General features: G+C 61.0%; 19 protein-coding genes, 1 tRNA gene and 1 pseudogene. 15 read left to right on the top strand and 6 right to left on the bottom strand.

All coding sequences use genetic code 11. The annotated features are described in order from the left end of the window. Positions 1–8: 8 nt before the first annotated feature. The 5 genes from C1M53_RS29265 to C1M53_RS29245 all read left to right on the top strand — a co-directional run bounded on the left by C1M53_RS29265 (position 9) and on the right by C1M53_RS29245 (position 5124). Positions 9–617 carry a hypothetical protein gene (locus C1M53_RS29265; RefSeq protein WP_129415571.1) on the top strand — a complete coding sequence of 203 codons (609 nt, stop codon included), beginning with the start codon at positions 9–11 and terminating at the stop codon, positions 615–617. Positions 618–697: 80 nt separating this feature from the next. Next, positions 698–2002 carry a serine--tRNA ligase gene (serS, locus tag C1M53_RS29260; protein ID WP_129415570.1) on the top strand — a complete coding sequence of 435 codons (1305 nt, stop codon included), beginning with the start codon at positions 698–700 and terminating at the stop codon, positions 2000–2002. Beyond that, a complete protein-coding gene (gene surE / locus C1M53_RS29255) occupies positions 2002–2760 on the top strand; it encodes a 5'/3'-nucleotidase SurE (RefSeq protein WP_129415569.1) in 759 nt (252 codons plus the stop codon). Before serS ends, surE begins: the two co-directional genes overlap by 1 nt. Beyond that, positions 2757–3407 carry a protein-L-isoaspartate(D-aspartate) O-methyltransferase gene (locus C1M53_RS29250; RefSeq protein WP_129415568.1) on the top strand — a complete coding sequence of 217 codons (651 nt, stop codon included), beginning with the start codon at positions 2757–2759 and terminating at the stop codon, positions 3405–3407. Before surE ends, C1M53_RS29250 begins: the two co-directional genes overlap by 4 nt. 136 nt (positions 3408–3543) lie before the next feature. Beyond that, positions 3544–5124, top strand: a complete 1581-nt coding sequence (locus tag C1M53_RS29245) for a LysM peptidoglycan-binding domain-containing M23 family metallopeptidase (protein WP_129415567.1) — start codon at positions 3544–3546, stop codon at positions 5122–5124. Between the two features lie 118 nt (positions 5125–5242). On the opposite strand, the gene C1M53_RS29240 is transcribed toward C1M53_RS29245, so the two are convergent. Beyond that, complete coding sequence (locus C1M53_RS29240) at positions 5243–6112, bottom strand: ATP-binding protein (protein ID WP_129415566.1); 870 nt, start codon at positions 6110–6112, stop codon at positions 5243–5245. A gap of 231 nt (positions 6113–6343) precedes the next feature. Between C1M53_RS29240 and yajC the strand changes: the two genes are divergently transcribed. The 6 genes and pseudogenes from yajC to C1M53_RS29210 all read left to right on the top strand — a co-directional run bounded on the left by yajC (position 6344) and on the right by C1M53_RS29210 (position 12063). Then, positions 6344–6682 (top strand): preprotein translocase subunit YajC, encoded by a 339-nt coding sequence (gene yajC, locus C1M53_RS29235; protein WP_129415565.1) that lies wholly within the window; start codon positions 6344–6346, stop codon positions 6680–6682. Between the two features lie 49 nt (positions 6683–6731). Further along, positions 6732–9278 (top strand): protein translocase subunit SecDF, encoded by a 2547-nt coding sequence (gene secDF, locus C1M53_RS29230; RefSeq protein WP_129415564.1) that lies wholly within the window; start codon positions 6732–6734, stop codon positions 9276–9278. Between the two features lie 23 nt (positions 9279–9301). After that, on the top strand, positions 9302–9697 hold the full coding sequence (locus tag C1M53_RS29225; protein ID WP_129416414.1) for an Mth938-like domain-containing protein: 396 nt from the start codon (positions 9302–9304) through the stop codon (positions 9695–9697). A 20-nt stretch (positions 9698–9717) separates the two neighbouring features. Beyond that, positions 9718–10541: pseudogene (locus tag C1M53_RS29220) on the top strand (phytoene/squalene synthase family protein). A gap of 134 nt (positions 10542–10675) precedes the next feature. Then, entirely contained in the window at positions 10676–11113 is a 438-nt protein-coding gene (locus C1M53_RS29215) for a hypothetical protein (RefSeq protein WP_348630016.1), read from the top strand. Continuing rightward, a complete protein-coding gene (locus C1M53_RS29210; RefSeq protein ID WP_207213051.1) occupies positions 11113–12063 on the top strand; it encodes a sterol desaturase family protein in 951 nt (316 codons plus the stop codon). The genes C1M53_RS29215 and C1M53_RS29210 overlap by 1 nt, the downstream gene beginning before the upstream one ends. Before the next feature lie 20 nt (positions 12064–12083). Here the strand turns inward: C1M53_RS29210 and trmFO are convergent, their stop codons facing one another. From trmFO to C1M53_RS29195, 3 genes are all read right to left on the bottom strand, one after another. Beyond that, positions 12084–13508, bottom strand: a complete 1425-nt coding sequence (gene trmFO / locus C1M53_RS29205) for a methylenetetrahydrofolate--tRNA-(uracil(54)-C(5))-methyltransferase (FADH(2)-oxidizing) TrmFO (RefSeq protein ID WP_129415562.1) — start codon at positions 13506–13508, stop codon at positions 12084–12086. Positions 13509–14190: 682 nt separating this feature from the next. Next, on the bottom strand, positions 14191–14331 hold the full coding sequence (locus tag C1M53_RS29200) for a DUF1127 domain-containing protein (protein WP_129415561.1): 141 nt from the start codon (positions 14329–14331) through the stop codon (positions 14191–14193). 45 nt (positions 14332–14376) lie between these two features. Further along, positions 14377–14517 carry a DUF1127 domain-containing protein gene (locus tag C1M53_RS29195; RefSeq protein WP_129415560.1) on the bottom strand — a complete coding sequence of 47 codons (141 nt, stop codon included), beginning with the start codon at positions 14515–14517 and terminating at the stop codon, positions 14377–14379. A gap of 239 nt (positions 14518–14756) precedes the next feature. Here C1M53_RS29195 and C1M53_RS29190 point away from each other — a divergent pair, with 239 nt between their 5' ends. Together C1M53_RS29190 and C1M53_RS29185 are read left to right on the top strand one after the other, a co-directional pair. After that, positions 14757–15875 (top strand): DUF2157 domain-containing protein, encoded by a 1119-nt coding sequence (locus C1M53_RS29190; protein ID WP_129415559.1) that lies wholly within the window; start codon positions 14757–14759, stop codon positions 15873–15875. Then, the gene (locus tag C1M53_RS29185) at positions 15869–16450 is read left to right on the top strand and encodes a GDYXXLXY domain-containing protein (protein WP_129415558.1); all 582 of its coding nucleotides are present in this window, start codon (positions 15869–15871) and stop codon (positions 16448–16450) included. Before C1M53_RS29190 ends, C1M53_RS29185 begins: the two co-directional genes overlap by 7 nt. A 32-nt stretch (positions 16451–16482) precedes the next feature. Here the strand turns inward: C1M53_RS29185 and C1M53_RS29180 are convergent. Further along, a tRNA-Leu gene (locus C1M53_RS29180) sits at positions 16483–16567 on the bottom strand. Between the two features lie 339 nt (positions 16568–16906). Between C1M53_RS29180 and tig the strand changes: the two genes are divergently transcribed. Continuing rightward, positions 16907–18373 carry a trigger factor gene (gene tig, locus C1M53_RS29175; protein WP_129416412.1) on the top strand — a complete coding sequence of 489 codons (1467 nt, stop codon included), beginning with the start codon at positions 16907–16909 and terminating at the stop codon, positions 18371–18373. Positions 18374–18615: 242 nt separating this feature from the next. Further along, positions 18616–19140, top strand: coding sequence for a hypothetical protein (locus C1M53_RS29170; protein WP_129415557.1), 525 nt, complete (start codon positions 18616–18618; stop codon positions 19138–19140). A gap of 10 nt (positions 19141–19150) precedes the next feature. Here the strand turns inward: C1M53_RS29170 and radC are convergent, their stop codons facing one another. Next, the gene (radC, locus tag C1M53_RS29165; RefSeq protein ID WP_129415556.1) at positions 19151–19903 is read right to left on the bottom strand and encodes a DNA repair protein RadC; all 753 of its coding nucleotides are present in this window, start codon (positions 19901–19903) and stop codon (positions 19151–19153) included. Positions 19904–19997 lie beyond the last annotated feature (94 nt).

Raw genomic sequence — 19997 nt, 5'->3', positions numbered from 1 at the left:
TCCGCTTCATGACGAGCGGCTGCGTCAGCGAGATCACCATGCTTTCGACCATTGCACTCAACCAGGTTTCGTCGCTTTTCCTGCAGATGGCTCCCATTGCGCCGCAGCCGGAAAAACGCGCGACAGCCGGCGACAAGATCCTTGACGCACTTCATCACGATCCGACAAGGAAAGGCGCCGCAGGGCCGGGTGAATTGCCAACGCAAGTTCGGGCCAAGGCCGTCGAGGCCATGTTCAGCGTGAACAGCCTCGATGTGACGGCGCTGAAAGTCTCCCTGATCGAGCGTGCGGGCCAGGAGCTCGGGGTTAAGCAATCCGACTATGCTTCCTTGAAAGAATATGGTGCGGCCTTGCGGCAGGCTTTCGCGGAATTGAAGCGGCAGCCGAACGCTTACCTGATCATCAAGGATATCGAAAAAAAACTCGGGTTGAATGAGATCAAGATCTCCCTCGAAGAACTGATCGATGCGATTGCGGACCCGGACGGGAAAGCCAACGAAAAGCTCAACAAGGCTTTGGAGGTCTATGTCCATGGACTTGTTGGCCGTGACCGCGGCGCGGCGGACAAGGCAACCACTCCCAATCTGATGGACGAGATCGGCATATACAGGCGCTGAGGCTGGCGCCCCGCCCTCCCGCCCTTGCATCCTGCGCCGAGGAGAGTTACCCCACGGCTCCCTCTTCAGGATGGATGGACATGCTCGATATCAGATGGATTCGCGAAAACCCGCAGGCCTTGGTTGAAGCGCTGGTGAAGCGCTCGTGGTCGCAGGCCGACGCTCAGTCCACGGTTGACGACATTGTCGCCAGGGACGAAGCCCGTCGCGCCCATCTCGGTCGGTTGCAGGAAGCACAGGAGCGCCGCAATTCGGCGTCCAAGGAGATCGGCAAGGCGCTCAGCACGAAGGATGCCGAGCTGGCTGAAAAGCTGAAGGCTGAAGTCGCCGAGATCAAAAGCTTCATTCAGGGTGGTGAAGCCGAGGAACGTCGGCTCGACGAGGCTCTCGAGGGTATCCTTGCCGTCATACCCAACGTGCCGCTTGATGACGTGCCGGTCGGCAAGGACGAGCACGACAACGTCGAGGTGCACAAGATCGGCAAGGTCGCGATACGGCCGAACTGGGTGAAGGAGCATTTCGAGGTCGGCGAGGCGCTGGGCCTGATGGATTTCGAGCGCGCCGCCAAGCTGTCGGGTTCGCGCTTCACCATTCTGCGCGGGCAGTTGGCGAGGCTTGATCGTGCGCTCGGCCAGTTCATGCTCGACCTGCACACGACCGAGCACGGTTACACCGAGGTGCAGCCACCGCTGCTGGTGCGTGACGAAGTGCTTTTCGGCACCAACCAGCTGCCGAAATTTGAAGAGGATCTGTTCTTCACCCCGCATGGTGAGAGCAGGCTTGGCCTCATTCCGACCGCGGAAGTGCCGCTGACCAATCTGGTGCGTGAGGAGATCGTCGCGCATGACAGGCTGCCACTGCGCCTCACAGCACTGACGCCCTGCTTCCGTTCGGAGGCCGGTTCAGCCGGTCGCGACACGCGTGGCATGCTGCGCCAGCATCAGTTCTACAAGGTCGAACTGGTTTCGATCACCGATCAGGCGACGTCGATCGCCGAGCACGAGCGCATGACGCAATGCGCTGAGGAAGTGCTGAAGCGGCTTGAACTGCCGTTCCGGACCGTGGCGCTGTGCACCGGCGACATGGGTTTCGGGGCGCGCAAGACCTTCGACATCGAGGTCTGGCTGCCTGGTCAGAACGCCTATCGCGAGATTTCGTCCTGTTCGGTCTGCGGTGATTTCCAGGCCAGGCGCATGAACGCCCGCTACAAGGATCGTGAAGGCAAGGGCAACCTGTTCGTCCACACGCTGAACGGATCGGGCGTCGCTGTCGGGCGCGCACTGATTGCCGTCATCGAAAATTACCAGAACGAGGACGGCAGCGTAACCATTCCTGAAGTCCTCAAGCCCTACATGGGCGGCTTGGAAAGAATCGAATCGAACTAATGCGTATTCTTCTGACCAACGACGACGGCATCCATGCCGAGGGACTGGCGTCGCTCGAGCGCATCGCCCGCACGCTTTCCGACGATGTGTGGGTGGTGGCCCCCGAGACAGACCAGTCCGGCTATGCGCATTCGCTGTCGATTTCCGAACCGCTGCGCCTGCGCAAGATCGGCGACAAGCACTATGCCGTGCGCGGTACGCCGACCGACTGCGTCATCATGGGCGCGCGAAAGATTCTGCCCGAGCTGCCGGATCTCATTCTGTCGGGGGTCAATTCGGGCGCCAACATCGCCGACGATGTCACCTATTCGGGCACCGTCGCCGGAGCCATGGAGGGCACGCTGCTCGGCGTGCGTTCCATCGCCATCAGCCAGGCTTATTCATATGTCGGTGAGGACCGGGTCGTTCCCTATGAGACGACCGAGGCGCTGGCCCCGGCTTTGTTGAAGAAACTTGTTGCGACACCTTTGCCGGAAGGCGTGCTGCTCAACGTCAATTTTCCGAATTGTACGCCGGAAGAGGTCGAGGGCACCGTGGTGACGTCGCAAGGCAAGCTGGTGCACTCGTTATGGGTTGATGAGCGCCGCGACGGCCGCGGCCTGCCGTATTACTGGCTGCGTTTCGGCCGCGAGCCGGCGGAAGGCAAGACTGGCACCGACCTGCACGCCATGCGCAACAAGCTGGTATCGGTGACACCGCTTCACCTCGATCTGACCGCTTATGAAATTCGAGACCAACTGACGAAGGCGCTTGCATGATCGGTTCCGACGAACGCGAAGGGTTTGCCGCCTTTCTGCTTCGCCTGCGTGGCAAAGGTGCTGTCCCGAAAGCGTTGATCGCTGCCTTCGAGGCGACGCCGCGACATGCGTTCATCTCGGGCCAGTTCCATTCCATTGCCTGGACCGACCGCATGCTGCCGATCGAATGCGGTGAGGCGATGGAAGGGGCAGACCTCCAGGCTGCGGTCATCACTGCGCTCAACATCGAGCCTGGCAATCGCGTGCTGGAGATCGGCACGGGCTCAGGTTTCACCGCGGCGGTCATGTCGCGGTTGGCCACGCGGGTGGTCACTGTCGATCGCTACAAGTCGCTTATCGAGCTTGCCAAGCAGCGCTTCGAGGCGCTGGGCATCGCCAATGTGTTCGCGCGCCACACGGATGGCTCGAACGGTCTCGTCAACGAAGGACCATTCGACCGGATCATTGTCTGGGCAGCCTTCGATTCGCTGCCGCGTTTTCTGCTCGACCAGCTCTCCAGCGGCGGTACCGTGATCGCGCCGATCGGGCCGGACGAGGGAGAGCAGGTTCTGGCCAAGCTGCTCAAGGTTGGCAGCCGCTTCGAGCGGGAGGACATCGGTACGGTACGCTTCCAGCCTATCCTGCCGGGCGCTGCGGCCTTCATCTGACCAGCCCCCCGCGCTGCCCCGATCCGGACAAACATTTTAAGAAAAATTTCGACGGATTCTAACGGCTTAACCGACCAGTAACATTAACGCGCTTTAATCCGGGTCAGTGAGTACCGGGTAAGTGCGGGTTATTGCGATGCGGCTCAAATCCTTGAAGGCAAACAAGCGCAATCTGACGCGTGGCTGCGCCATGTTGCTGGTCATCGGTGCGGTTTCTGGGTGCAGCTCCCAGGTTGCTCGCTTCGGTGGTGTCGATACGATGTCGACAGCTTCGACCGACAATCAGCGTTCGATCATCTCCAAGCAGGCGGCGGCCCAGCCATACCCTGGCGATGCGCAGTATCAGGCGTCGAACGTCAATTATTCGCGCACTTCGGTGACCCGCTCCAGCCTGCAGCCGGTTTCGTCACAGCCGCTGCCGACCGTCGCACAGGCCGCCGCTCCGGTGGTCAACAAGGCACACGCCGCTGCCGAGCCGGTGATCGCGCAGGGGCAGGCCAGGGTGGCCAAGGTCGACCAGACGGTTACTGGCGGCATCAATCAGCTGCAGGCGCCGGTCAATTCCACCATTGCCAGCGCGCAGGCTTCCGCCGAGGATGTGAAGGGCTGGTCACGCGCCGGAGGCACGCAGATCACTGCACGCGAAGGTGAGACGGTCTACAACCTCTCACGCCGTTACGGTGTGCCGGCGGATGTCATCATGAAGACCAACGGCCTGGCCTCCGCCGATGGTCTGAAGAGCGGTCAGAAGCTGGTTATCCCGACCTACGTCTACACCAACAAGGCGCCGGTTTCCGCGCCCGACAACGATCCGAACGTCGCCGATGCGAAGTCGTCGCGCGGCACCAACGGACCTGCCAACAAGCCGCTGCCCGGCAACGCGCCTGTAGAAAAGGTGGCCGTGTTGCCGCAGCAGCCGAAGGTCAAGGAGAGCAAGGCCGCTGCTCAGGTCGATGCATCCGCCGCAGCCAGCGATCCGAAGGCAAAGCCGGCTCAGGTCGCTGCGGTGCAGCCGAAGGCTGGCGCAGGCGGCTACACCGTCCAGCAGGGCGATACGCTGTCTTCCATCGCTCGTAAGACCGGCGTTTCGACCACGGCGCTGAAACAGGCCAACAGTATGCAGGACGGCCTGCTGCGCATCGGTCAGACGCTGAAGGTCCCGGCAGCTGGCGCTGCGCCTGCTGCGACCGTGGCGGCTGCAAAGCCTGCCGCACCGGTCGATGCGGTCAAGACTGCATCGATCCCCGCGCCGGAGAAGCCGAGCGCAACCCTCGCCACCTACACGCCGCCAAAGAAGGACCAGAAGGTCATTCAGCAAGCCGAGAGCGACGCTGCGGAAGCGCCTGACTCGACTGGGATTGGCAAGATGCGCTGGCCGGTGCGCGGTCGCGTCATTTCCGGCTACAAGTCGGGGGCAGGCGGTATCGACATCGCGGTTCCGGAAGGCACGCCAATCAAGGCCGCCGAGAACGGCGTCGTCATCTATGCTGGTGATGGGTTGAAGGAATTCGGCAACACGGTGCTGGTGCGCCACGAAGACGGCCTTGTCACGGTTTACGGTCATGCTTCTTCGCTGGAGGTGCAGCGCGGCCAGAAGGTCAAGCGTGGCCAGGAGATCGCCCGCTCCGGTATGAGCGGCACCACCGATGCGCCAAAGCTGCATTTCGAGGTGCGCAAGAATTCCTCGCCGGTCGATCCGCAGACTTTCCTCGAGTAAGTCGGGCTCGAATAGAAGAACAAGAAGATTACGGGTCGTCGACCTCCAGTCCGGCCCGGCAGCTTGGCCCGCTCCCCAAGGAGCGGGCTTTTTCGGTTATGGCTGGCAAATCAGAGGACTAGAGCGGCTTGCCAAGCCGGCCGGCCAGATCCTGCGTGAACTGCCACGCAACGCGGCCGGACCGGCTGCCGCGCGTAGTTGCCCATTCCAGGGCTTCCGCTCGTAGCGCGTCCGCATCGATGTCCAGTCCGAAATGGCGGACATAGCCGTTGACCATGTCGAGATAGTCGTCCTGTGAGCATTTGTGGAAGCCAAGCCACAGCCCGAACCGATCCGACAATGACACTTTTTCCTCGACGGCTTCCGACGGATTGATCGCCGTCGAGCGCTCGTTGTCGATCATGTCGCGCGGCAACAGGTGTCGGCGGTTCGAGGTTGCATAGAAGATGACGTTGTGAGGACGGCCCTCGACGCCTCCTTCGAGCGCAGCCTTGAGCGACTTGTAGGAGGTGTCGTCGTGATCGAAAGAGAGGTCATCGCAGAACAGGATGAACCGGTAGGGGGCTGCCTTCAGCATCGTCATCAGCTTCGGCAGGGTGTCGATGTCCTCGCGATGGATTTCGATCAGCTTGAGCGCACCGTCGGCTTTGCCGGATGCGTTGATCGCAGCATGGACAGCTTTGACGAGCGAGGATTTGCCCATGCCGCGCGCACCCCACAACAACACGTTGTTGGCTGCATAGCCCAAGGCAAAGCGTTCGGTGTTGTCGAACAGGATGTCGCGCACCCGATCGACGCTGCGGATGAGGGCAATGTCGACCCGGTTGACCCTGGAGATCGGCTCAAGATAGCCGGGATCTGCCTGCCAGACGAAACAGTCGGCTGCGGCAAGGTCGGTTTTCGGCGGTGGCGGCGGCGCCAGCCGGGCAACGGCTTCAATCAACCGGTCGAGTTTTTCAGACAGCGCTTCGATATTTTCCTGGGGCAAGGGACGTCCTCGGTATCACGATGAGGTACGCATTTTACATGCGTACCGTAACGTACGGTTCTCTCACGCGCCTCGGCTTTTTGCAAGCATTGGTGCGACCAAAGCGACACGGTGGCATAACAGCGGTGGGAGCAGGGCGGGGAATGGTTGCAATAGTGGCTTTACCGACTATATTCCGCGCAAATTTCGTGGGCCGGATAACGGCTTTCCTCTACGTCTCAGGAGTTTTCGATGTTCGTGACACCGGCATACGCCCAGGGCGTTGGCGCCACCCCCGATGTCTTCATCAGCATTTTGCCGTTTGTCCTCATTTTCGTGATCATGTATTTTCTGATCATCCGCCCGCAGCGTACGCAGATGAAGAAGCGCGGTGAGATGCTGGCCGCAATCCGCCGCGGCGACACGGTCGTTACCGGCGGCGGGTTTGTCGGCAAGGTCACCAAGGTGGTCGACGACCACGAACTCGAGGTTGATCTCGGCAACGGCCTGAAGGTCACCGCACTGCGCAGCACCATCGCCGACGTACGGGTCAAGGGTGAGCCGGTCGCCAACCAGAACGCCAAGAACTAAGCGCAGCGGCGTGCCTGGCACGCCGGATCGACGCACTGGATCGTAGAACATGCTCTATTTTTCGCGCTGGAAGGCAATCCTGATCTGGCTGGCTGTTGCCGTCACGTTCGTCCTTGCCGCGCCCAACCTCATCCCGGCCGACACCTTGGCCAAGTTGCCGAGTTGGGTGCCGAAGAAGCAGATGACCCTGGGTCTCGATCTGCAGGGCGGTTCTCATATTCTACTCCAGATCGATCAGAACGACCTGATCAAGGATCGGCTCGAAGCCAGCCGTGATGAAATCCGCACCCTGCTGCGCGACGCCAAGATCGGCTACACCGGTCTGTCCGGTTCGGGCCGCGTGGTTCAGGTCCGCATCCGTGATGTGGCCCAGGTTGACGCGGCAAAGGAAGCGTTGAAGGGGCTGGTGGCGCCGATAACGTCGGGATTGTTCAGCGGTGGCACCATCACCGAGTGGACCGAGGACGAGCCTGAGCCGGGTCTGCTCCGGTTCACCATGACGGATGCCGGTGTCAAATATCGTTCCTCGACCGCGCTGACGCAGTCGATCGAGGTCGTCGACCGACGCGTCAACGAACTCGGCACCACCGAACCGATCGTGCAACGCCAGGGCGACGATCGCATCGTCGTGCAGGTGCCCGGCCTGCAGGATCCGCAGCGGCTGAAGGAGATTCTTGGTCAGACCGCGAAGCTGACCTTCCAGATGGTGGATCAGACGATGCCGGTGCAGGAGGCCATCAATGGCCGTCCGCCAGCTGGCTCGAGCGTGCTCTACTCGAAGGATGATCCGCCCGTTCCGTACCTGATCGAGAACCGCGTCATCGTTTCCGGCGAGAACCTGACGGATGCTCAGGCGACATTCAACTCGCAGACCAACGAGCCGGTCGTCTCGTTCCGCTTCGATTCCAAGGGCGCCACACGTTTTGGCCAGGCGACCCAGCAGAATGTCGGCAAGCTCTTCGCCATCATTCTCGACAACCAGGTGATTTCGGCGCCGCAGATTCGCGAGCCGATCCTTGGCGGTACCGGCCAGATCTCCGGCAATTTCACCGCCCAGAGCGCCAATGACCTCGCGGTCCTGCTGCGCGCCGGCGCACTGCCGGCAACGCTGACCGTCGTCGAAGAACGCACAGTCGGCCCAGGCCTCGGGCAGGACTCGATCCAGGCCGGTAAGGTAGCCGGCATCATCGGCTCGATCCTGGTCGTCGGTTTCATGTTCGTCGCCTACGGTTTCCTGGGCTTCCTGGCCAACATCGCATTGGTCGTGCACGTCGCCATGATCGTCGGATTGCTGTCGCTGCTCGGCGCCACGCTGACCATGCCAGGTATTGCCGGTATCGTGCTCACCATCGGCATGGCGGTAGATTCCAACGTGCTGATCTACGAACGTATCCGCGAGGAGCGTAGACAGGGCCGCTCCGTCATCCAGGCGATCGATACCGGTTTTGCGAAAGCGCTGGCGACGATCGTCGATTCCAACGTCACCTCCTTCATTGCCACCATCGTGCTGTTCTGGCTCGGCTCCGGCCCGGTGAAGGGCTTTGCCGTCACGTTCGCCATCGGCATCCTGACCACGGTCTTTACCGCCTTCACCTTCACGCGTCTGCTGGTCTCGATCTGGCTGCGCCGTGCCAAGCCGAAGGAACTGCCACGGGCTCCGGTCACTTTCGTGAAGCCTGGCACAAAGTTCCCATTCATGGGCTTGCGCCGCTGGACCTTCGCGTTGTCGACCCTGCTGTCGATCATGTCCGTCGTCCTCTTCATGACCGTCGACATCAACTATGGCGTCGACTTCAAGGGTGGCTCGACGATTGAAGTGCAGTCGAAGAGCGGACCGGCGGACATCGCCGATATCCGCGGCAAGCTGTCGGAACTCAACATCGGCGATGTGCAGGTGCAGCAGTTCGGCAGTCCGACCGATGTCCTGATCCGCGTGGCGGCGCAGGAGGAAGGCGACAACGCCGAACAGAGTGTCATCGACAAGGTGCGCGCTGAACTGCAGGACAAATACGACTTCCGCCGTGTCGAAGTTGTTGGCCCGACCGTGTCGAGCGAACTCGCTACTCAAGGCACGATCGGCATGCTGGTCGCGCTGGTGGGCATCCTGATCTATGTCTGGTTCCGCTTCGAATGGCAGTTCGCCGTCGGTGCCATCGTGGCGACCGTGCACGATATCGTCATGACGATCGGCTTCTTCTGCGTAACCGGAATCGAGTTCAACCAGTCGTCGATCGCCGCGATCCTGACGATCATCGGCTATTCGCTGAACGATACGATCGTGGTCTATGACCGTGTTCGCGAAGATTTGCGCAAATACAAGAAGACGCCGATGCCGACGATTCTGAACACGGCGATCAACGAGACGCTGTCCAGAACGACACTGACCGCGGTGACCACGATCCTGGCACTCCTGGCTCTGGTCTTGTTCGGCGGCGAGGTGATCCGCTCGTTCACCCTGGCAATGCTGTTCGGTGTGGTGTTCGGAACCTATTCGTCGATCTTCATCGCCGCGCCGTTGCTCATCCTCTTCAAGCTGCGCCAGGCCCCTGATGCAGCCGAAGAGAAGCCAGCGAACGGCAAGGCGCTTACGACCTGATAGGCAAGAACGTGGCCAAGAGCCTGTTCGGCGGCAAAGGCATCATTATCCGCGAGGCCCACTTCCCGGGCCGCGCGGCGATTGAAGCCTACGGCAATGGCGGCTTCCGGTTTGCCGACATGTCGCATCGCGGCTCGCTGCTGTGCCTGCCATCCGGCGTCCATGGTTGGCAGCCAGCCAACCCTGCTGCCTTGACAATTGCGGATTTCGACAAGGTGTTTGCTGAAGCCGCCGGTATTGAAATCCTTCTGGTCGGCATGGGGCAGGAGTTGCGGCCCTTGCCTGCGGCTTTGAAGGCTGCCTTCAGGCAAGCCGGGATTTCGGCCGATCCGATGTCGACTGGCGCTGCCGTGCGGACTTACAACGTGCTGCTTGCCGAAGACCGGGCAGTTGCCGCCGCCTTCATCGCGGTTGATTGATCGTGACCGACACGACCGTCATGGACACGGTGCGAGCGGCTGATCATGATCGCTACCTGTCCGCGCTCTATGCTCCCGCCGAAAAGCGCGATGCGCTCCTGGCGCTTTATGCCTTCAACGCCGAAATCGCCGGGGTACGCGACCGCATTCGTGAAGCGTTGCCAGGCGAGGTGCGCCTGCAGTGGTGGCGGGATGTCATCAAATCGGATGCACCCGACGCTGGTGCGGGGCACCCGCTTGCCGAGGCTTTGATGACGGCTATCCGGCAGCACAAGCTACCTCGGCAAGCCTTCGACAACTATCTTGAGGCGCGGATCTTCGATCTCTACGACGATCCGATGCCGTCCCGTACCGACCTCGAAGGCTATTGCGGCGAGACGGCGTCGGCTTTGATCCAGCTGGCCGCCCTGGTACTCGATCCGATTGAGGCGCCGCGTTTTGCCGAACTCGCCGGCCATGCGGGCTGCGCGCAAGCGATCACGGGTCTGCTGCTTTTGCTGCCACAGCACCGGGCGAGGGGGCAATGTTATGTACCTGAGGATATCCTCGCTGCGGTCGGTTCTTCGCCGCACGATTTCCTGGCAGGCAACGGCGGTCCTGCAGCCGGCAGGGCCGTCGCCGCAATGATCGCCCTGGCACAGGAGCATATGGCCGCTTTCGAACGTGGCGCGGAAGGATACCGGATTCCTTGCGCCCAGCCTTCCTGCCACTGGCCCTGACGAAAGCGTATCTGACTTCGATGGGCAATCGCGATTCGGTAGCATTGCTTTCCGGACCTGTGCGGTTGTCGGCGTTGAAGCGTCATTGGCTGTTGTTTCGCCGAGCTGGACGCGGCTGGGTCTGAACAAGGGATCTCCGGCCCTTGGCTAATGTCGCCAGCGACGGCTTTCTTGTCGATTTTCTTTGACGTAAACGTCAATCATGTTAGCTTTTGTGCTGGGTTTGGGCGCGAGGAGGCGCTCGACCGGAGGAGCGCCTTTGATCAGTCTGCCGGTTCTCGTGATGATGGTCGTCGTTGGTATTTCCATGGCGGTCGCGGCCGTGCATTTCACCGGCGGCAGCCGGGTCACGCGACTGGTTGATACCCGACAGGCTCTAGACCGCTTTGCCGAGGATTTCCCCGATCTCAAGCCGGGAACGGTTCAGCTCACTGAACATGGCGATACGGCTTTCATCGACCTTGGCGATGGGCGCACCGGCATCGTCCACACCATCGGGGACCGGTTCCTGACTCGTATTGTGACACCTACCGAGATCGAGTTCGTCGGGCTCGATGACAGCAAGGTTATGACGCTGCACTTGAAGGATTTCACCTGGCGGGGAGGGCGCTTCGCCTTCGCTGATGCCGCAGACGCTCGTGCGGTCTTCAACGCGCTGGATCCCAACAATCACCCGGCTGGGCAGGAGGCCGCCTGATGGAGACCTATCAGTTTCCGGATGTCACCAAACTCGCGATTCCGTTCTTCGTCGTCGCCATCCTTCTGGAGGTCTGGCTGGTGCGCACCGGCCGGGCCAAGGGAGAGTTCGAAACACGCGACACGCTGACCAGCCTGATGATGGGAACTGGCAATGTTGCAGCCGGAATCCTGCTGGGTATCGTTTCCTTCTCTGCATTGATGTGGGTCTGGCAGTTCCGCTTCTTCGACCTTGGTATCTCGGTGTGGACCTGTATCGCTGCCTTCCTGATCGACGATCTGCGCTACTATGTCTATCACCGCATCGCACACCGCTGCCGCTGGGTGTGGGCCGAGCACGTCAACCACCACTCCAGCCAGCACTACAACCTCTCGACCGCGCTCAGGCAGAGCTGGACCGGCCTGTTCACCGGCATGTTCGTGCTGCAGGTTCCGCTGGTCCTGCTCGGTTTTCATCCGGCCGTCATTGCCTTTGTCTACGGCTTCAACCTCGTCTACCAGTTCTGGATCCATACCGAGACCATCGGCAGGATGTGGAACTGGGTCGAATTCATCTTCAACACGCCGTCGCACCACCGGGTGCATCACGCCACCAATCCGCGCTATCTCGACGCCAACTATGCCGGTACGCTGATCATCTGGGACCGCATGTTCGGTACCTTCGTCGAGGAACTGGAAGAGGACCGGCCGCGCTACGGCATCGTCAAGAACATCGGCACCTTCAACCCGGTGAAGGTGGCGTTCCACGAATGGATCGGCATGTTCAAGGACGCGTTTTCCCCGGGCCTGACGATCGGCCAGCGGCTACGTTATCTGTTCATGCCACCCGGCTGGAGCCATGACGGCTCCCGCGATACGTCCGAGACGCTCAAGGCTGCCTATGTGCGCCGCAATCCCGCTGAAGCCGGCAAGCCAGGGCTGCCCGGTCAGAAGATCGAAGCCGCCGAATAGCCGGCTGAGAACAAGTCGGCTTACTCCGCGGCCTCGGCCTGTGCCGGCAGACCGAGCCATGCACGGCAGTCAGCCAACGCTCGCCCTGTCGTTGCCTTCTTCTTGGCGATCGATTTGTCTTTGCCCCGAAAACGACCTTCGAAGCCGTCGGGACGCAGCTTCGTGCCAGCCTCCAGGGGTGGAAACAGGCCGAAATTGACGTTCATAGGCTGGAATGAGCGCTTGCCGGGTTCGTCATCGGAGGTGATGTGACCGCCGGTGATGTGGTTGAGCAATGCGCCAAAGGCCGTGGTGGCCGGCGGCAATGAAATCGGCGTGCCGAGACGCTCGGCGGCGGCGAAGCGTCCTGCCAACAGGCCGATGGCGGCACTTTCGACATACCCCTCGCAGCCGGTGATCTGGCCGGCAAAACGCAAGCCCGTCCGGCTTTTCAACTGTAACGAACCGTCGAGCAGGGTTGGTGAGTTGATGTAGGTGTTGCGGTGCAGGCCGCCGAGACGAGCGAATTCGGCATTTTCCAGACCCGGGATGGTCTTGAAGATGCGGACCTGTTCGCCATGCTTCAGCTTGGTCTGAAAGCCCACCATGTTGTAGAGCGTGCCCAGCGCATTGTCCTGCCGCAGCTGCACCACCGCATAGGCCTTGACCGTCGGGTTGTGGGCATTGGTCAGGCCCATCGGCTTCATGGGGCCGTGGCGCAGCGTTTCGACGCCGCGCTCGGCCATGATTTCGATGGGCAGGCAGCCGTCGAAATAAGGCGTGCCTTCCCATTGCTTGAACTCGGTCTTGCTGCCGTCGATCAATGCCTGCACGAAAGCGTCATATTGCGCCTTGTCCATCGGGCAGTTGATGTAATCCTTGCCGGTGCCGCCGGGGCCGACCTTGTCGTAACGGGACTGGAACCAGGCGACGTTCATATCAATCGTGTCGAAATGCACGATCGGTGCAATGGCATCGAAAAAGGCGAGCGCGTCGGCTCCGGTTTCGGTGGCGATGGCCTCGGCGAGCGAAGGTGCCGTCAGCGGTCCCGTCGCAACAATGACCTGACCCCATTCCGCAGGCGGCAGGCCGGTCACCTCCTCGCGCTGGATGGTGATGAGCGGGTGTGCCTCGAGCCTGGCAGTGACTGCGGCCGAAAAACCATCGCGGTCGACGGCAAGCGCTCCGCCGGCCGGGACCTGATTGGCATCGCCTGCAGACATGATCAGTGAGCCGGCCAGTCGCATTTCAGCGTGCAGCAGGCCGACCGCGTTGGCTTCTGCATCGTCAGAGCGGAAGGAGTTCGAGCAGACCAGCTCCGCGAGATCCTGGGTCTTGTGGGCATCGGTCCCCCGCACCGGGCGCATTTCATGCAGGATCACGGGCACGCCCGCCTGGGCTGCCTGCCACGCGGCTTCCGAACCGGCGAGACCGCCGCCAACGATGTGAATAGGGTCTTTGCTCATGCGGCCCGCAATAATCCTTCAGCGGTGCGAATGCAATTCTCGCAACGGCGCTCGGGTCTCATTGGCCTGCTGGAGCCCAAAAACACAACACCCGCCGGGGGAGGAGGTCCGGCGGGTGTCGTTTGGGTGACCGACCTCAGGGAGGAGGAGAAGGTCGGTCTTATTCGTCGTTGCCCGGGAGGAGGTGGGCTTCGACAAAATCTCTTTCGCCAATCGGAGAGGGCGAAACTCTCTTTCGGAAACAATGCCCGCCGCTGGGAGGAGGAATGCGGCGGGCACCGTTTCGGTGGTCGGCCTCAGGGAGGAGGAGGAAGCCGACCTATTCGTCATCGCCGGGGAGGAGGTCGGCTCTGACAAAATCTCTTTCGCCAATCGGAGAGGGCGAAACTCTCTTTCGGAAACAATGCCCGCCGCTGGGAGGAGGAATGCGGCGGGCACCGTTTCGGTGGTCGGCCTCAGGGAGGAGGAGGAAGCCGACCTATTCGTCATCGCCGGGGAGGAGGTCGGCTCTGACAAAATCTCTTTCACCAATCGGAGAGGGCGAAACTCTCTTTCGGAAATAACGCCCGCCGCTGGGAGGAGGAATGCGGCGGGCGCCATTTCGGTGGTCAACCCTTGGGAGGAGGTAAGGGGTGACCGTATCCGTCAGGGTCTGGGAGGAGGTAGACCCTGGCGAAATTGCTTAGCTCGCCTTGCGAGCGGCCTGCTTGATCTCCATACGGAACAGGCCAATGTCTTCCAACTGGCGGTTCGACAGGCGACCGAGCTGTTCGACCGTGTCGCGATAAGCGCGCCAGTTACGGTAGCTGCGGATCAGGTTCATTGTCGTGTCTCTCAATTCGGTTCGGGCCGGGCTCGGCCCGACTGGTTACGCGGCCTTGCGGGCCACGTAGGGGATGTCGCTGCGGCTGATGCCGATATCGCTCAGCTCACGGTTGCTCAGGCGGCTCAGCTCGGAGACGGTGTCCCGGTAGCGGCGCCAGTTGCGGTAGTTGCGGATCAGGTTCATGATACTTGCTCGTTTACGTCTTTGTTCGTTCGTTCATCTTTTCTGTACGGTGCTAAAATAGGTGGACCCATATCGATTTAAAAGTGCGATTGTCGCATGGCAGCAATGCGTTTTGTGCAATGCAACATGGCAGCCATTTCACACCGCCGTCATAAAGAAGCCAGAATCGGAAAATGACGCCCTGCCAATGATTTGCTCCGGCCGGCTGGTAATCCGACTAAAATAGTGGAGTGAGACTCTTGGCAAGCTATGCGAGCAAGGTCGGGCAGGATATCGCGCGTTGGGTCGAAAACGGCCTGATCGATGGCGAAACCGCCGAAAAACTACGTCGCGACGTTGAGGCGAATGTTCGCCGTTCTTTTTCCTTCGGAACGGTTCTTGCCATGCTGGCGGCCATTCTGCTCGGCGCCGCCATCCTCATCTTCATCGCGGCCAACTGGGAAACCATCCCGCGCATCGCGCGTGTGCTGGCTGTCTTTGCGGTCATCGCGGCCGGCTATGTCGGTGGTGCATGGCTGAAGCTGCGCGATCATCCCGCCTTTGCCGAGGCTGCATGGGTGGTCGCCGCAGCTGCCTTCGGTGGGGCGATCGCGCTGATCGGCCAGATGTATCATTTCTCGGGCGATGAATCCGGCGCCATTCTCACCTGGTGTGCCGGCACCGCTCTTGCCGCGATAGCGCTGCGCTCGAACCCGCTCACCATCATGGCTGTGGCCATCGCCGACGGCTGGCTGGTCATCATGCTGCTCAACGGCTTCGACTTCCGCAGCGGCTTCGACATTCCTTATCTTTATGTGTTGATGGCGTTCGCGCTGTTCCTGATTTCCTACTGGACGCGCAGCCAGCCATCCCGACATCTCATCATCCTGTCGCTCATTCTCTACGCTGGCTTCGTCGCCGCCGCCGACGAATGGGATGCGATGGCGATCCAGCTGGCGATCGGCTCGGCAGTGATCTTTGCGGCGGCCGTCTATGCGTCAGAGCCGCTGGATGGCCTGTTGCAACTTGGCGGACGGCTGCCGTTGCACGCATTTCTCGGGTTTCTTGTCGGCATGGCTATCCTGCAATTCCAATATGACGAAGGCGGTGGCCTCATCCTTACCGCGGCGCTGATGCTCGCGGGCATCGTTGCCGCCCTCGTGCTGGCCGGGCGGGACAGCCGCGGTCTGCGCTGGCTCGCGTACATTGGCTTCACCTATGAACTGGTCTGGATCTACCTCGTGATGATGGGAACGATGCTGGACACGGCCAGCTTCTTCCTGGCCGCGGCGGTGATCCTCGGCCTTCTCGCCTTTGTCATCATCCGCGTTGAAAAGCGCATGCGCGGGGGCATCGCGAAAAGAGGCACAGCATCGTGACCGGAAAGAAGCTCATCATCTCCGCTGCCGTTCTGGCGCTTGTCCAGATCGGCTTCCTGAGTTGGATCATCGCCGGTCGCGCCGCCATCCTGCGCAACGGCACGGAAGTTCTGCTCAAGGTCGAACCGGTTGATCCGCGCGACCTGCTGCGTGGCGACTATGTCCGACTGGGCTACGAAATCTCCACCATTCCGGCCAAGCTCGTGGCCGATCTGGTGCCGGGCCAGACAACGACACCTGGCGGCCGGATGCTGGTTCGGCTGAAGAAGGATGCCGATGGCTACTGGCGTCCCGTTTCGGCTTTCCTCGGTGCACCTGCTTCGGCGCCGGGCTCGGATGAAGCCGATATCGCCGGCGTGATTTCAGGCGGCTGGTCGATCGAGGGTGATTCCACGTTGTCCCCGGACTACGGCATCGAGCGCTTCTATCTGCCGGAAGGCGAGGGACGGGCGATCGAGACCGACATGCGTGTCCGGCCGTTTGGCGTGCGCGTCGCGCTGGCCAGGGACGGCACACCTCAGATCAAGGCACTCGTCGATGGCGACAAGACGCTGTTCGAGGAGCCGCTTTATTAGGTGATCGGTCGCTGTCTTGAGGTCAGGAAAATTGGTGCGGATGAAGGGACTCGAACCCCCACGCCTTTCGGCACCGGAACCTAAATCCGGGGCGTCTACCAGTTCCGCCACATCCGCATAGCGGGCCAAATCCCACGTAGCCATCATTCTGTCAATGTCGGTGGTCAAGACACGGCTTGTTGCCGGGCGCGAAGATAGTTGAAAATCGGCCCCGCCTGTGACAAAAGGCGTGTCGAATGTGACGGGATGCGACGATCCGCTTCTGCTAAATGTGATATGAAGTCGGAAAAACAAAGACTTAATCACATTTTGGGGCGTCGTTGGGGGAATTGAGCCGCCGAAGCGGTCAAAGCTCCAGCTTCCGTACCAAAAGCCACTCCCGGCAAGATTACTCCGGCAGGCTGCGAACGGCAGGTCCGTTAGCCAGTCTCATTGGTTAAGATAAAAGGTTTGATGATGCAGGTCACCGAAACGCTCAATTCCGGCCTCAAGCGCGAGATCAAGGTCGTCGTGCCCGCCGGCGACATGGAGGCCAAGCTCCTGGCCCGGCTGTCGGATGCCAAGGACAAGGTCCGCATCAACGGCTTCCGTCCGGGCAAGGTGCCGGTCCAGCACTTGCGCAAGGTATACGGCAAGTCCTTCATGGCTGAGGTGGTCAACGAGATCCTCAACGAGTCGCGCACCATCATTACCGGCCGTGGCGAAAAGGCCGCCATGCAGCCCGAGGTCATCATGACCGAGGATGAGAAGGAAGCTGAAAAGATCCTGGCCGGCGGCAGCGATTTCGAGTTCAAGCTGAACTACGAGGTCATCCCGGCGATCGAGATCAAGGATTTCTCCGACATCAAGGTGACCCGCCCAGTCTATGACGTTCCGGAATCGGAAATCGACGAGCAGGTTCAGCGCGTCGCGGAATCGTCGCGTTCCTACGAAACCAAGTCGGGCAAGGCCGCCGAAGGTGATCGCGTCACCATCGACTATGTCGGCAAGATCGACGGCGAGGCTTTCGCTGGCGGCGCCGGTACCGACCAGCCGCTGGTGCTGGGGTCCAAGGAATTCATCCCGGGCTTCGAGGATCAGCTGGTCGGCACCAAGGCTGGCGATGAAAAGCTCGTCACCGTGACCTTCCCGGAAAACTACCAGGCGGCTCACCTGGCCGGCAAGGAAGCGACCTTCGACGTCACCGTCAAGGAAGTTGCCGCCCCAGGTAAGCTCGAGGTCAACGACGAAACCGCCAAGAACCTCGGCCTGGAATCGCTTGAGCGTCTGCGTGAAGTCGTGAAGGGCCAGATCGAGAGCCAGTTCGGTTCGATGACACGTCAGAAGGTCAAGCGCCAGCTGCTCGACCAGCTCGACACGTCCTACTCCTTCGAGGCGCCGTCCAAGCTTGTCGAGGCCGAGTTCACCAACATCTGGAACCAGGTCAATCGCGATCTCGAAGCCGCTGGCCGCACCTTTGCCGACGAAGAGACGACCGAGGAAGAAGCCCGTGCCGAGTATACCCGCCTTGCCGAGCGTCGTGTTCGCCTGGGCCTGGTGCTTGCCGAGATCGGCGAGAAGGCTGGCGTCACGGTTTCCGACGAAGAACTGCAGCGTGGCCTGTTCGAGCAGATCCGTCGTTTCCCGGGCAACCAGCAGCAGGAAGTCTACGAGTTCTATCGCTCCAATCCGGATGCGCTGAACACGCTGCGCGCGCCGATGTTCGAGGAGAAGGTCGTCGACCATCTGCTCGGCCAGATCTCCGTCACCGACAAGAAGGTGAGCAAGGAAGAGCTGATGGCCGAGGACGAGGAAGGCGAGACCAAGGCCAAACCGGCCAAGAAAGCAGCCGCCAAGAAGGCTGAAAAGGCCGAAGAGGCTGGCTCTGAGGAGCCAAAGAAGAAGGCTGCTCCAAAGAAGAAAGCCGCCAAGGACGCTGAATAAGCGTCAACGGAAAAAGAATGAGGGCCGCCGCAAGGCGGCCTTTTTCTTTGCGTGGGCCCAGGCCGCCTGTGCTCCGAGTTGGCCTGTCAGCTGGGAGCGTCGCACTCTTGTCCGCTCCACCGGTCTGTACATGCAGACTACTGGCGATTGCCCAATATGCCACTAAATCAACACTAATCACTTGGTAAGCTGCCGTAGCGTAGCTTGCAGCAGAGTCGTGCCTGTTTTTCGCGGAGGGCAAATTGGCAGGGTCGGTTGTCGGACTTCGTCCGCTGCTTGGCATAGTGTTGCTGGCGTTCGGCTGTGGTGCCGCGCAGGCGGACGATGCTGCCGATCGCTGGCGGTTTGGCTCCGCTCCGGATGGCTCGATCACTGCCTCGGTCTCTGCCGACAGCATCATAGCCATTGGCAGCGGCGCACTTGGCTATCGTCCTGTCCTGACCATTGCCTGTCGCCCGGACGGCGAGCCGCAATGGAGCGAGTGGCTGCAGCTCAACGATGGTGTCGCTGTCACGGACACCATCACTGTTGCCGTGTCGGTCGACCGTGGCGAAAATGTCAAGGAAGACTGGTCGGTGTCCAATGGTTCGCGGACATTGATACGACCTGGCACCGACGCCGTCAGCAGGTTGGCGTCGGCCAGGCACCTCAGGCTTTCGTGGCGTTTTGGCGTCATCACCGGCCGTGCCAACGCCGATTTCTTTTTGGCCGGAGCCGCCGCGGCGATCGACAGGCTGGCCGCCGAATGCAAGATCGCGACGCCCTGATACCTGCGATCTAGATCAGCAACAGCCCCTTCATCGAGGCATGACCTTTCTTGCCGATGATGAGGTGGTCGTGCACCGTAATGCCCAGCCGTTTGCCGGCTTCGACGATTTCCTTGGTCATGTCGATGTCCGCGCGCGACGGGGTGGGGTCACCTGAAGGATGGTTGTGCACGAGGATGATTGCCGTGGCTGAAAGTTCCAGCGCTCGTTTCATGACTTCGCGTGGGTAGACCGGGGTGTGGTCGACCGTTCCGGTTTGCTGCACTTCGTCGGCGATCAGCATGTTCTTCTTGTCAAGGAAGAGGATACGGAACTGTTCGCGGCTTTCGAACGCCATGGCCGCTCGGCAATAATCCAGCAACTGCTGCCAGGAAGACAGGGATTCGCGACCGGTCACCTCGCTGCGGAGTGAGCGATGCGTGACCGCGGCGATCACCTTGAGGTCAAGCGCAACGGCGGGGCCGACCCCTTTCACCTCTTGCAGCAATCCCGTCGGTGCGCCGAGGACTTCGGCAAGCGTACCGAAGCGGGCAAGCAGTGCCTTCGCGATGGGTTTCGTGTCCGTGCGCGGGACGAAGCGGAAGAGCAGAAGCTCCAGCAACTCGTAATCGGGCAGGGCGCCATGCCCGGCACTGGCAAATCGCTCGCGCAGCCTTTCACGGTGACCGAGATAATGCGGCTTGTCGTCAGCGATTTTCTGTTTCTCGAGCGGCGCAATTGACTGTTCAGCCAGGAATTGACGCGTATCGTCCCCCTTGCTCATCGAGCCCCCGCTTCGAACCTGCCTGCCTTGCCGGCAGTGTAGAGCGAGTTCCTTGGCTGGTACAGGGACACAGTTCTACCAACGGCCTGTCATT

The organism is Mesorhizobium sp. Pch-S (assembly GCF_004136315.1).
Lineage (GTDB): Bacteria > Pseudomonadota > Alphaproteobacteria > Rhizobiales > Rhizobiaceae > Mesorhizobium.
The sequence above is the reverse complement of the archived record's forward strand: the minus strand, read 5'-3'. Positions and strand labels throughout refer to the sequence as shown.